This window comes from Arthrobacter sp. MMS18-M83, assembly GCF_026683955.1.
GTDB lineage: Bacteria > Actinomycetota > Actinomycetes > Actinomycetales > Micrococcaceae > Arthrobacter.
On sequence record NZ_CP113343.1, the window covers coordinates 4,596,154 to 4,608,660 of the forward strand.

General features: G+C 63.4%; 8 protein-coding genes, 1 tRNA gene and 1 pseudogene. 6 read left to right on the forward strand and 4 right to left on the reverse strand.

Annotated elements, in window-relative coordinates; translation table 11 throughout:
* Positions 1 to 77 precede the first annotated feature (77 nt).
* Positions 78 to 1,460, reverse strand: a complete 1,383-nt coding sequence (gene glgC, locus OW521_RS21695) for a glucose-1-phosphate adenylyltransferase (RefSeq protein ID WP_268021540.1) — start codon at positions 1,458 to 1,460, stop codon at positions 78 to 80.
* 104 nt (positions 1,461 to 1,564) lie between these two features.
* On the opposite strand from glgC, the gene glgA reads away from it, so the two are divergent.
* Complete coding sequence (gene glgA, locus OW521_RS21700) at positions 1,565 to 2,764, forward strand: glycogen synthase (protein WP_268021541.1); 1,200 nt, start codon at positions 1,565 to 1,567, stop codon at positions 2,762 to 2,764.
* 177 nt (positions 2,765 to 2,941) lie between these two features.
* On the opposite strand, the gene OW521_RS21705 is transcribed toward glgA, so the two are convergent.
* Positions 2,942 to 5,044, reverse strand: coding sequence for an acyl-CoA dehydrogenase family protein (locus OW521_RS21705; protein WP_268021542.1), 2,103 nt, complete (start codon positions 5,042 to 5,044; stop codon positions 2,942 to 2,944).
* 35 nt (positions 5,045 to 5,079) lie between these two features.
* Entirely contained in the window at positions 5,080 to 5,808 is a 729-nt protein-coding gene (locus OW521_RS21710) for a TetR family transcriptional regulator (protein ID WP_442781187.1), read from the reverse strand.
* Between the two features lie 63 nt (positions 5,809 to 5,871).
* Here OW521_RS21710 and OW521_RS21715 point away from each other — a divergent pair.
* The 4 genes and pseudogenes from OW521_RS21715 (at position 5,872) to OW521_RS21730 (ending at position 10,703) form a co-directional block, all read left to right on the forward strand.
* A pseudogene (locus OW521_RS21715) lies at positions 5,872 to 7,247 on the forward strand (acetyl-CoA C-acetyltransferase).
* A complete protein-coding gene (locus tag OW521_RS21720) occupies positions 7,244 to 8,602 on the forward strand; it encodes a 3-oxoacyl-ACP reductase (protein WP_268021544.1) in 1,359 nt (452 codons plus the stop codon). The pseudogene OW521_RS21715 and the gene OW521_RS21720 overlap by 4 nt, the downstream one beginning before the upstream one ends.
* Positions 8,599 to 9,510 carry a MaoC family dehydratase gene (locus tag OW521_RS21725; protein ID WP_268021545.1) on the forward strand — a complete coding sequence of 304 codons (912 nt, stop codon included), beginning with the start codon at positions 8,599 to 8,601 and terminating at the stop codon, positions 9,508 to 9,510. The genes OW521_RS21720 and OW521_RS21725 overlap by 4 nt, the downstream gene beginning before the upstream one ends.
* A 197-nt stretch (positions 9,511 to 9,707) precedes the next feature.
* A complete protein-coding gene (locus OW521_RS21730) occupies positions 9,708 to 10,703 on the forward strand; it encodes a patatin-like phospholipase family protein (protein ID WP_268021546.1) in 996 nt (331 codons plus the stop codon).
* Positions 10,704 to 10,832: 129 nt separating this feature from the next.
* Here the strand turns inward: OW521_RS21730 and OW521_RS21735 are convergent.
* A tRNA-Leu gene (locus tag OW521_RS21735) sits at positions 10,833 to 10,916 on the reverse strand.
* 276 nt (positions 10,917 to 11,192) lie between these two features.
* On the opposite strand from OW521_RS21735, the gene OW521_RS21740 reads away from it, so the two are divergent.
* Positions 11,193 to 12,497, forward strand: coding sequence for a M20/M25/M40 family metallo-hydrolase (locus OW521_RS21740; protein ID WP_268021547.1), 1,305 nt, complete (start codon positions 11,193 to 11,195; stop codon positions 12,495 to 12,497).
* Positions 12,498 to 12,507: the final 10 nt, after the last annotated feature.

Genomic DNA, 12,507 nt, shown 5'->3' on the forward strand with positions numbered 1-12,507 from the left:
GCCTCCCCGGCGACAGAGGCTGAATATCTGCTGTCGCCGGAGAGGCCGTGGGCTGCTCTTGGTTCCTGGAGCCTGGGTCAGACTTCCACCGAGGAGGCCTGTATTTTGGTGACCTGCTCCGCCGAATCCCGGATGTCTGGGAACTTCTCGGTGGCGGCTTTGATCGCCTCAGGTACCGAGAGCCGGTACTCGGCAGCCAGGGAGAGCTCGGAAGCGTCAGGCTCCGGTACCATCTGACCCTTGGCGAGTACCGTGATTCCGGATTCGGTGACTTTGAAGCCGCGGGCACGGTCGAGGTCGGCATCCAGGCCAATGGCAGCCCCGGCAGGGACCTTCACGTTCTTGTCGATGATGGCTCTCTTGATCACGGCGCCTTCACCGATGCGCACTTTGTCCATCAGTACCGAGTCCTGGATCCTGGTGGCCGGTCCCACGTAAACATCGTTGGACAGGACGGACCCTTCCACGATTCCGCCGGAAATCACAGAGCCACTGGCCACGATGGAGTCCAGCGCCGTGCCGACCGTGTTGTTCTCGCCCCGGACAAACTTGGCGGGCGGTGAAATGCTCTGCCGCGTGTAGATGGGCCATTCCGAGTTGTACAGATTGAAGATCGGGACGGGCGAAATCAGGTCCATGTGGGCGTCATAGAAGGAGTCGATGGTGCCTACATCGCGCCAATAGGTGCGGTCGCGGTCGGTGGATCCGGGAATGTCATTGAGCGTGAAGTCGTAAACACCGGCTTCGCCTTGGCCAACGAAGTAGGGAATGATGTCCCCACCCATGTCGTGTTTGGTGTCCAGACGCTCCGCATCGATGCGAAGGGCCTCCACCAGTGCGTCGGCATCAAAGACGTAGTTGCCCATCGAAGCAAGGAACTGCGTAGGGTCGGCCGCGAGGCCCTCTGTTTCTGCGGGCTTTTCCACGAACGCCGAAATTTTCTGGGAATCGTTTTTGTCGACCTCGATCACGCCGAACTGGTTGGCCATGTTGAGCGGCTGACGAACTGCCGCGACCGTGGCTTTGGCTCCGCTGGCCACGTGCTGTTGGACCATCTGCTGGAAGTCCATGCGGTAGACGTGGTCCGCTCCGACAACCACCACAATGTCGGGGTTGGCGTCGTGAATCAGGTTAAGGGACTGGTAGATGGCATTCGCACTGCCGAGGAACCAGCTCTTGCCCACGCGCTGCTGGGCGGGAACCGAGGCCACATATCTGCCCAACTGGGTGGACATCCGCCAGGTCTCGGAGATGTGGCGGTCAAGGCTGTGCGACTTGTACTGGGTCAACACCACGATCTGGAGGTACCCGGAATTGACCAGATTCGAGAGAGCGAAATCGATCAAACGATATCCCCCCGCGAACGGCACCGCAGGTTTGGCCCTGTCTGCCGTCAGTGGCATTAGGCGGTTTCCTTCGCCGCCAGCCAACACAATTGACAATACTTTCTTCAACGCCATGGTGTTTGCTCTCCCTGTACGTCTTTGTAGCCCCCGAAAAAAGCCCGGGTTGCCGGACCCTTTCACACTAGAACACATACTCCGGAAGGACTACGTTAGGTAGCGTGCGCGTAGACATTGTGACTAAAGAGTTTCCACCCGAAATCTATGGCGGGGCCGGCGTGCATGTTGCCGAGCTCAGCCGCGTCCTGGCAAAACGTGTGGATCTGCAGGTGCGCGCCTTCGGCGCGCCCCGTGACGCGGACTTCCACGGTGCAACGGTGACGTCGTATTCCACACCGGAGGATCTGGGCACGGCCAATGCCGCCCTGCAGACCCTCGGGGTGGATTTGCGCATCGTGCCGGACGTTGCCGGAGCGGACCTGGTCCATTCCCATACCTGGTACGCCAACATGGCCGGCCACCTGGCTTCGCTGTTGCATGGAATACCCCATGTGCTCAGCGCCCACAGCCTGGAACCGCTGCGGCCGTGGAAAGCGGAGCAGTTGGGCGGTGGCTACGCGTTGTCCTCATGGGTTGAAAAGACCGCCTATGAGGCCGCCGCGGCTATCATCGCCGTCTCGGACGGCATGCGGAAGGACATCCTGCGTAGCTATCCGAACGTGGATCCGGCCAAGGTCAGGGTCGTCCACAACGGCATCGACGTCGACATGTGGCAGCCGGACGAAGGCGAAGACGCAATTCGCGCCCTCGGCATCGACCCCGCCAAGCCCAGTGTGGTCTTCGTTGGTCGTAACACCCGCCAGAAGGGTGTTCCGTACCTCCTGAAGGCGGCCGCGAGCCTGCCGGAAGATGTGCAGCTTGTGCTTTGCCTGGGTGCGGCGGACACTCCGGAACTCGCAGCGGAAACGGCCCGGCTTATCGAGGACCTGCAGAGCAAACGCGAAGGTGTCCTGGTCATCGAACGCATGCTTCCGAGGCATGAGCTCATCCAGGTCCTCAGCCATGCCACGGCCTTCGCCTGCCCGTCCATCTACGAGCCCCTCGGCATCGTCAACCTCGAGGCCATGGCATGTGGCGCGGCCGTGGTGGCAAGCGCTACGGGCGGCATCCCCGAAGTGGTTCAGCACGGTGAAACGGGACTGCTGGTGGAACTGGAGCAGGTCACGGACGGCACCGGTACCCCGCTGGATCCCGAAAAGTTCGTCGCAGATTTCGCCGCCGCCCTCAACGAGGTTGTGTCCGATCCTGCGCGGGCCAGGGTCATGGGCGCCGCGGGCCGCGTCCGTGCGGAGCAGCACTTCTCTTGGGAATCGATTACCGAAACAACCCTTGAGGTCTACCGTTCGGTCCTCGCCCACTAAACCCCTAACCCACGAGCCCAACTAGCTAGCAGTAGGTGTCGTTTTGGGCGCCCAAAACGACCTTAAGTGCGAGTCACTTGGGATGGAACGACGACGGCGCCGCACTTCCGCTGAGGGGTGCGGCGCCGTCGTCGTTAAGGATTCGGCAACTGTTCACCTGCCGGTCCCGGCAGGATGCTAGCCGGACTTCCTCCCTTTCAATGCAAGCAAGGTCTTCTCCTCGGCTGGAGCGTTGCCGCTGGCTCGTTGTGCCCGGAAGTAGCTGCGGGCTTCGTCCTGGCGCTCTTTCTCGGCTCCGGACGCGATGGCCGCGCGCAGGTGCTCCGGACCGTAGCCGAAGGAATCGACCAGATCCAGGGCGTGGGGACGGATCTTGATGAGGAGCCGGTTGATGTAGGCGCCCACAGTGCGACCCCGCTGCATGGAGAGGCGGCCGTTCATGAGGTACCAAGACAAGTGTTTTTCGATGAGCGAGAGGCCAAAGAGATCGCGAAGCCACGTCAGCACCTGAAGTGTGCCGGGATCGCTGATCTTGCCGAGGGCTTCCGTGAACGCTTCCCATTGCAGGAGTTCGGCATGTGCCTGGGCGGCGTCGATCAGATCGTCCTGGTGTTGGTTGAACAGGGCGGCGGCCTGGTGCTGCGGCAACTTGTTCGCTCCCTTGAGTGCCGAACCCACCTCCGACACCATGGACTGAACCCGGTCGGTCAGCAGTGTGCGCTGTCCTTCTTCGTCCCGCAGGGCCAAAGCTGCCTTCTGGACGGATCCCGTGTCGGCCACGAACTGCGCCACTTGTCGCAGCCCGGTGCGGTTGATTGCGACGTCCGCCGCCTGGGCCGCTACGAAGCGCGCCAATACGCCGAAGTCAACGTTGCGGAACTCCTTGGCGTAGTCGGCCAGCAGGCGCTTTGCGACCAGCTGGAGCAGCACGGTGTTGTCGCCCTCAAAGGTGGCGTAGACATCCAGGTCTGCGCGGAGCGAGGCGAAACGGTTTTCGGTGAGGAATCCGGCGCCGCCGCAGGCCTCACGGCATTCCTGCAGAGTGTCGAGAGCGTGCCAGGTGCTCAAGGGCTTGAGCGCGGCGGCGAGGGTCTCCAGGTCCTGGCGGTCGGAGTCGGTGTCGTGCCGGCCGGAGAAGACGTCGTCGAATTTTTCGAGCAGCTGCTCGTGCGCGAAACTCGCCGCAAAGGTGGTGGCCAGCCGGGTGAACAGGCGGCGCTGGTGCCGCTGGTAGTCCAGAAGGACCTCCTCGTCGGTAGGTGAGGAGGCGTTGAACTGGCGCCGCTCGGAGGCATATCGGATGGCGGTGGTCAAAGCCAGCTTGCTCGCGGCTACTGCGGCGCCGTCCAGGGAGACCCGGCCCTGCACCAGCGTGCCGAGCATCGTGAAGAATCGCCGTCCCGGGCTAGCGATGGGGGACGTGTATTCCCCGGTAGGGGAGACATTGCCGTAGCGGTTGAGCAGGTTGGTGCGCGGAATGCGGACATCGCTGAAATGAAGCCGGCCATTATCGATGCCGTTGAGGCCGCCTTTGACACCGTCGTCCTCCCCGCCGATTCCCGGAAGGAATGCTTTGGTGTCCGGGTCCCTGAGCGGAACGTAGAACGCGTGGACGCCATGGTTCACATTGCGGGTCCTTAGTTGGGCGAACACGACGGCGGCCAAGCCGTCCTCGGCTGCGTTGCCGATGTAGTCCTTCCACGCTGCACGGAACGGCGTGTTGATCACGAACTCCTGGGTGGCGTCATCGTACGTGGCCGTAGTGGCGATGCTGGCAACATCGGAACCATGGCCGGTTTCGGTCATGGCGAAGCAACCTGGGATTTCCAGGCTCATGATGCCCGGCAGCCAGCTGTTGTGGTGTTCCTCGGTACCGAGGTGCATGACGGCGGAACCAAACAGCCCCCACTGGACGCCGGCTTTAATTTGCAGTGAAGGATCGGCGGTGACAAGTTCCTCAAAGCCTGCGATGTTGCCACCGTGGTCGTCCGAACCGCCCAAGCTGGAGGGGAAGGCCCTGTGTACCGCCTTGTTGTCCACGAGGTACTTCAGCTGCCCGAACACGCGCTTGCGGTGCTCGGTATGCGTCAGGCCTTCGATCTTGTGTACCTCCGGGCGGCCGGCGAGGTCGCGCGCCGTACGCCGGATGTGGGCCCACTTGCCCAGCAGTAGTTCGCCGAGTGCCGCTACGTCCACCACGGGTGCTGCGGGCTGCGTGGTTGCTGCGGTCCCGGCAGGCTCACGGGTGCTGGAGGGCGTGCGATCCACTACTTCAGTCATGTTGATTCCTTCTTTGGTTCCGAACAACTGATGTGTCATTGCTGGTTTTCTGCGGAGTTGGTCTTGAGCTCGGAGGCGATTCCCACGCACAGCCAATCGGTGATCCGGGCGGCCATGGTTTCCTGGTTGGGCTTCGCTGGAGAGGCGGGGCTACCTAGCCACATTTCGCCGGCATTGCGGACGAGCCCGATTGCCGCGGTGGGCCAGTACTCAATGAGTGCTTCCTTCTCCGCCCCAAGGTGTTCCCGCATGGGCTTGGCGATCATGGCGCTGATTGACTCGAAGAAGTGGCCGAGGGCTCCGGAAGCGGCGATGGCGTCCTGAGCAGAGGGCTCTCCGTGCGTGAGTCGTGTGACGAATGCATAGACGTTGGGGCTCGACTCCGCCATTTGCAAGTAGGCCGAGACCATGGCGAACAAGCCTTCCCGTGGAGTCTGCGCGCTTTCCGCTGCTTCCTTCATCCGGCGTTGCATCTGTCCAAGCACCACTTCGCCCATGGCTTGCTGCAGGCCGGCTTTGTCCCCGAAGTACCGGTAGTACACCGACTTGGAGGTGTTCGCGGCGGCGGCTATGTCCTCCATGGACGCGTCGCTGCCCAGCGCGTGGACAGCCTTGCGAGCGGCCTTGATGAGTTCGCGGCGGCGTTCCTCGCGGTGGCTCTGCCAGCGCGTGGCGCGGCCGTCGACGGCGGGGCTCCCGCCGCCGGCCAGGGCGGCGTTCCCTGCAGGCGGGTCGGCAGAAAGTGCCGAGCTGGGGGTGTTCACGATACTCAGCGTATCAGGTACGCTGGGTATCAGTAACCCGAATGTGATCATAAGGAGAAACGCATGCCCGAAGCAGCAGAGTCCGCGAGCGCACCACAGGAAACCGCCATCGGCCCGGGCACGCTTCGCAAAGCGGTGGTGGTTGGCGGCAACAGGATCCCCTTCGCTCGGACCGGCGGCGCCTACACCAAGTCCTCCAATCAGGACATGCTGACGGCCGCCTTGGACGGATTGATTGCCCGTTTCGGGCTCCAAGAGGAGCGGATCGGTGAAGTCGCCGCAGGTGCTGTCCTGAAACACTCCCGCGACTTCAACCTGACCCGCGAAACGGTGCTCGGCTCAGCCCTGTCGCCGGAGACGCCGGCCTACGATCTCCAGCAGGCGTGTGCCACCGGCCTCGAGGCAGTCCTCGGCTTGGCCAACAAGATCAAGCTCGGCCAGATCGACTCGGCCATCGCGGGCGGCGTCGACTCTGCGTCCGATGCCCCTATTGCCGTCAGCGAGGGACTTCGTGAGGTCCTGCTCGACCTCAATCGGGCCAAATCGCTGCCTGAGCGGCTCAAGGTCCTGTCCCGGCTCCGTCCCAAGGATCTGGCCCCGGATGCCCCGAACACCGGAGAGCCGCGGACCGGCCTGTCGATGGGTGAGCACCAGGCGTTACGGCCCAATGGAAGATCAGCCGCGAGTCCCAAGACGAGCTCGCGTTCGACAGCCACCATAACCTCGCCGCGGCCTACGAGCGCGGCTTCTTTGATGACCTCGTGACTCCCTACCGTGGCCTGAGTCGCGATTCGAACCTTCGCCCGGATACCTCCATGGAGAAGCTGGCCACGCTCAAGCCCGTCTTCGGCAAGAGCCTCGGAGCGGAGGCCACTATGACGGCCGGCAACTCCACCCCGCTCACGGACGGCGCCGCTACCGTGCTCTTGGGCACCGAGGAATGGGCCGCCGCCCGCGGCCTGCCCAAACTGGCCGTCGTCGTCGATGGCGAAGCGGCCGCCGTCGATTTCGTCCACGGCAAGGACGGACTCCTCATGGCGCCTGTTTTTGCGGTGCCACGGCTTCTCGCCCGCAACGGGTTGTCCTTCGAAGACATCGATTTCTTCGAAATCCACGAAGCCTTCGCGGGCACCGTTCTGAGTACCCTCGCTGCGTGGGAAGACGAAGAATTCGGCCGCAACCGCCTGGGCTTGGACGGCGCCCTCGGCAAAATCGATCGCGCCAAGCTCAACGTCAACGGCTCGTCCCTCGCCGCCGGCCATCCCTTTGCTGCCACCGGTGGACGAATCGTCGCAACGCTGGCGAAGATGCTCCAGGAGAACGGCCCGGTGGACGGCCGTCCCGCCCGTGGACTCATCTCCATCTGCGCCGCCGGAGGACAGGGCGTCGTCGCGATCCTCGAAGCCTACTCCGCTCCGGAAGGGCGGGAGCGGGCATGACCGACAAATACACACAGTTTGTCAGCCAGGGGATCGGCAAGGACCTGGCCAAGAAACTTGGACTGCCCCAACCTGCCGTGCTTCGGAGGTACAAAGCGGGAGAACCCCTGGTTCCAGGGCCGGTACTTTTGCTGGGGAGCGGGAACGGGAACGTGAACGCATCAGGCCCCGATGAACTGGCGGCAGCGCTCCTCGGCTGGGGGCTGGATGTGCGGAGAAATGCCCTGCCCAAGGAAAAGCTCGGGGCGATCATCCTGATGCTCGACGACGTGGAGCACCCTGAAGACCTCGCCGGCCCCGTCCTCACGGCCGCGCAATCGCTCCGGGATTTGGTCCCCTCCGCAAGAGTCGTCACCATCTCCCGCACCTCCGCGTCCGCGGCAAGCCCGGCTGTTGCTGCCGGACGCCAAGGGGTCGACGGGCTGCTGCGTTCGCTGGCCAAGGAGCTCAGGGCGGGCGCTACGGCCAACGGCATTCTCCTTGGAGGCAGCGCCGGTCCAACCAGCCCCAGCACACTGGGTGCACTGCGCTTTTTCCTGTCGGGCCGGTCCGCATTCGTGGATGGGCAGTTCCTGACGGTCACCACGGGTGCGGGCCAGCTACCCGCCGACGCCGACAAGCCCCTGGACGGCAAAGTCGCCGTGGTCACGGGGGCCGCCCGTGGAATTGGTGCGGCGATCGCACGCACCCTGTACCGCGACGGCGCCCGGCTGGTGGTGGTTGACATCCCCGCTGCCGGGGACCACCTCGCGGCCGTCGCCAACGAGGTCCACGGCACCGCCCTGCAGTTGGACATCACGGCGGAGAACGCCGGGAAACGGATCATAGACCACGCCATGGAACGCCATGGCGGCCTTGACATCGTCATCCACAACGCCGGCATCACGAGGGACAGGCTCCTGGCCAACATGGATGAAAGTCGCTGGAATTCGGTCATCGGCGTCAACATCGCCTCGCAGTTGCGAATCAACGAGGCGCTTCTGGAGTCCGGGCGGTTCAGCAAAGCCCCAAGAATCGTCTCTGTGGCTTCCACGAGCGGCATCGCAGGGAATCGCGGGCAGGCCAACTACGCGGCTTCCAAAGGAGGAGTGATCGGAATGGTCCGCGCCACGGCACCCCTGCTGGCAGAAAGCGGTGGATCCATCAACGCAGTCGCCCCCGGCTTCATCGAAACAGACATGACTGCCCGAATCCCCTTCGCCACCCGGGAGGTGGCGCGACGGCTCAATTCCCTCCAGCAGGGCGGGCGGCCGAGTGACGTCGCAGAGGCCATCGCATTCCTGGCATCGGATGCGGCCGCCGGGATCTCGGGCGAAGTGCTGAGGGTATGCGGGCAGAACCTGGTGGGTGCATGAGTACAGAACAGCCGCTCATCCTGGGGGACTTGCCGTCCCTTTCAAAGCTGTATGTCAATGCGGCGGCTACGGCGGCGCGGAGAAGGATGCTGGGATTCCAGGTTACCAATGCGCTGCCTCAAGGGAGTCATGAGGTCCGTGGGGTGCAGGCTGACGTCGGGAACCTCACCGCCTACCAGCATCTGGTCGGAGAGAGCGCAAGCGATGTGCTGCCTGCAGGTTTCATCCATGCCCTCGCTTTCCCGGTAGCCATGAGTGTTCTCAACCGCAACGACTTCCCGCTTCCGCTGCTCGGAATGATCCACCTGCGGAACCACGTGGAGCACTTGCGGGCGGTCCAATTCCGCGAACTGCTCGACATTCGGTCCTGGGCGGAGGACATGCGGGGCCATAGGGCTGGAACGCAGCTGGACGTCGTCGCCGAGGTCCGTTCAAGCAGTGACGGGGCCTTGCTCTGGCGAGGTGTCTCGACGTACTTGGCCAAGGGAGTGTTCTTGCCGGGAGTCGATAAGGCGGCTGCAGCCGCCGCGCCGAGGGAGTTCACTCCTCCTGCGCCGACGGCCGTCTGGCAGCTCGGCGTGGATGCAGGCCGCCTCTACGCTGCGGTGTCCGGGGACTTCAATCCGATCCACCTCAGCGTCCTCTCCGCCAAGGCACTGGGGCTTCGGCGAGCCATAGCGCACGGCATGTACCTTGCCTCCCGGGCCCTGGCGGACGTTGGCCCGGTGAAGTCGGAGGCGTTCCGTTGGGACGTGAATTTCGAGGCACCCGTGTTCCTCCCGGCGAGGGTGGCTTTGGAAGTCAGCACGCTCCACTCCGGCTCGGGGGCTTGGGAGGCTTCTGACTATGTCGCCTGGAACCCCCGGAGCGGCAGGAGGCACTTCAACGGGTCGGTGACCGCGCTTTAGGGTGCCGGAGCGAGGTTGGAAACAGGTCAGTAGCGCGCCGCGGCGTGTTAGCTTTTCAGTGATCGTGATCTATCGACAGGAGGTGAGTCCCATGAACGCAGTATCCGCAATGGGTGCTCCCTCGCAGTCCACGATCGCGCGACTGAAGTAGTCGCGATCGGGAGCGCCCCACAGGCAATTCGCGAAAGGCGACTCCCATGAACACAACACCTTCTTCACCCCTGCACCCCATTTCGACCACGGTCTCCGACCTGCCGAGATCCGGCCAGGGTCAGCCGCAGTTGGACGCCACAAGACGGGTACGCGCCGCGGGTGAGCGAGCGCTGGTCCTCGGTGGTGGCGGATCATCAGGCAATGCTTGGCTGATCGGCGTCATCGCCGGCCTCTTCGATGCCGGGTTGGATGTGACCGAGGCCGATCTGATCATTGGCACGTCGGCCGGATCGACGGCCGCGGCCCAGATTACCGGCGCGAGCCCGACCCAACTGCTTGCCGACATCCTTTCCGCTGCACCCCAGCCACGGACCGCTCCAGTGGGATCCGACGCTGGACGCGTTCGCATTGGGGCGGCGGCGAACCATATGGAGAGAACGAGCCGAATCATCGCCGCCGCTGAGGATGCGGCCGACATGCGCCGCAGAATGGGCGCGGCGGCCCTCGAAATGGACGCGGCGTCGCATGGCCCCGGTCAAACGCGGTGGCACGATACCGTGGCCGCCCGTCTGCCTAGCCAGCATTGGCCGGAACAAAGAATGCTCATCACGGCGGTCAATGCGCATACCGGTGAACCGGTCGTGTTCGACCGCCACAGCGGGGTCGACTTGGTGGACGCCGTTGCTGCCAGCTGTGCCAGTGGCTTCGCCTATCGAATCGACGGCGGCAGATACATCGACGGCGGTTACCGATCCAACGCCGAGAATGCCGATCTGGCAGCCGGATACGCACGGGTGTTGGTGCTGTCACCGTTCGGCGGCAGATCCCGGACTCCGGTGGACTGGGGCATGGATCTCGCAACACAGGTCGACGAACTACGAGCACGCGGAAGCAGAGTCGAAACGATCTTCCCGGACAGCAGCTCCGAGCGCATGTTCGGCGCCAACGCGATGGATCTCTCGCTGCGTCCGCCCGCCGCTCGAGCCGGTTGCGGGCAAGGTAGGGTCCTTGCCGGGCAGCTCATCGAATTCTGGCGCTGACGCCCACGAACGCCATCGACTCTGCAGGAATTTAATGAATGTGATGAACGCCCGTATCAATTGCTGAAAAAGCAAATTCATATTAAACAAATAAGGCCCGGAATCTTTACGATTCCGGGCCTTATAATTGTGCGCGGAGGGGACTTGAACCCCCACCCCCTTTCGAGGACTAGCACCTCAAGCTAGCGCGTCTGCCATTCCGCCACCCGCGCAGATGGTGTTCGGAGCCTTCGTTCTGCGCCTCTCGGCGCTTCTCTTTCCTCCGAAGCAGCGAGAAAAACTCTAACACGGTTCCTGGGAAATAAAAAAATCGGAGCTGGCCAAGGTGCCGGGACCGGCAATTAGTTCCTGCCAGTCCGCGTCAAAACACCGGAAAACGCGCGGCCAAACGGGCGGTCGGTGGGTAGGCTGAGGGAAGCGCGCGGGAGCGTCCGCACCTTGACGCCTGCCCGCCGGAGTACACGAATCCCAGCCAGCGAGGAGAGTTCCATGACTGATATCCGACCCGAGGACGAAGTAGTCCGGATCTGCCAGGAACTCATCCGGATAGACACCTCGAACTTCGGTGACGATTCCGGTCCCGGGGAACGCCCTGCCGCCGAATATACCGCGGCGCTGATTAGCGAAGTGGGATTGGACGCTGAAATCTTTGAATCCGCTCCGGGGCGCGCCAACGTCGTGACGCGCATGGCGGGGGAGGACCCTTCAGCCGACGCCCTCGTGGTGCATGGCCACCTTGACGTCGTTCCCGCGCTCAAGGACCAGTGGTCCGTGGATCCCTTCAGCGGCGAACTCAAAGACGGCCTCATTTGGGGTCGGGGTGCCGTGGACATGAAGGACATGGATGCCATGATTCTCTCCGTCATGCGTGACTTCGCCCGGACGGGACGCAAGCCCAAGCGGGACATCATCTTTGCCTTCTTCGCCGACGAGGAAGCGGGCGGCAACCACGGTGCGCGGTACGCCGTCGAGCACCGCCGCGAACTGTTCGACGGCGCGACGGAGGCGATCTCCGAAGTAGGCGGCTTCTCTGCGACGATCGGAGGCCAGCGCACTTACCTGCTCCAGACCGCCGAGAAGGGTCTTTCCTGGCTGAGGCTCATGGCCCACGGACGGGCCGGGCACGGTTCGCAAATCAACACGGACAACGCCATCACGCGCCTGGCGGGCGCAGTCACCCGCATCGGGGAATACCGGTGGCCCATCGAACTGACACCCACCACCCGTCAATTCCTGGACGGCGTCACCGAACTGACCGGGGTCGAATTCGACCCGGACAACCCCGAGATCCTGCTGAAGGAACTCGGCACCGTGGCGCGTTTCGTCGGAGCCACTCTGCAGAACACCTCGAACCCCACACTGCTGAGCTCGGGATACAAGCACAACGTCATCCCGGAATCCGCGGAAGCACTGGTGGATTGCCGGACCCTGCCCGGCCAGCAGGAGCTCGTGTTCGAAACCATCAAGCAACTTGCCGGCGACGGCGTGGACGTCAGTTATGTCAACAAGGACGTGTCACTCGAGGTGCCGTTTGCCGGCAACCTGGTGGACGCCATGATCGATGCGCTCCATTCCGAGGACCCCGGAGCCAAGGTCTTGCCGTACACACTCTCCGGCGGCACCGACAACAAGTCGCTCAGCAAGATCGGCATCACCGGCTACGGGTTTGCGCCCCTGATGCTGCCGGAGGAACTTGACTTCACTGGCATGTTCCACGGAGTTGACGAACGCGTTCCCGCCGATTCGCTCAAGTTCGGGTCCAGGGTGCTCAACACCCTGCTGAGCAACTACTAAGGAGAACGTG

Bases quoted from the DNA above. Each gene is read 5' to 3' on its own strand.
- OW521_RS21730 (WP_268021546.1), top strand. From the start codon at position 9,708: ATGAACACAACACCTTCTTCACCCCTGCACCCCATTTCGACCACGGTC.
- OW521_RS21725 (WP_268021545.1), top strand. From the start codon at position 8,599: ATGAGTACAGAACAGCCGCTCATCCTGGGGGACTTGCCGTCCCTTTCA.
- glgC (WP_268021540.1), bottom strand. From the start codon at position 1,460: ATGGCGTTGAAGAAAGTATTGTCAATTGTGTTGGCTGGCGGCGAAGGA.
- OW521_RS21740 (WP_268021547.1), top strand. From the start codon at position 11,193: ATGACTGATATCCGACCCGAGGACGAAGTAGTCCGGATCTGCCAGGAA.
- OW521_RS21705 (WP_268021542.1), bottom strand. From the start codon at position 5,044: ATGACTGAAGTAGTGGATCGCACGCCCTCCAGCACCCGTGAGCCTGCC.
- OW521_RS21720 (WP_268021544.1), top strand. From the start codon at position 7,244: ATGACCGACAAATACACACAGTTTGTCAGCCAGGGGATCGGCAAGGAC.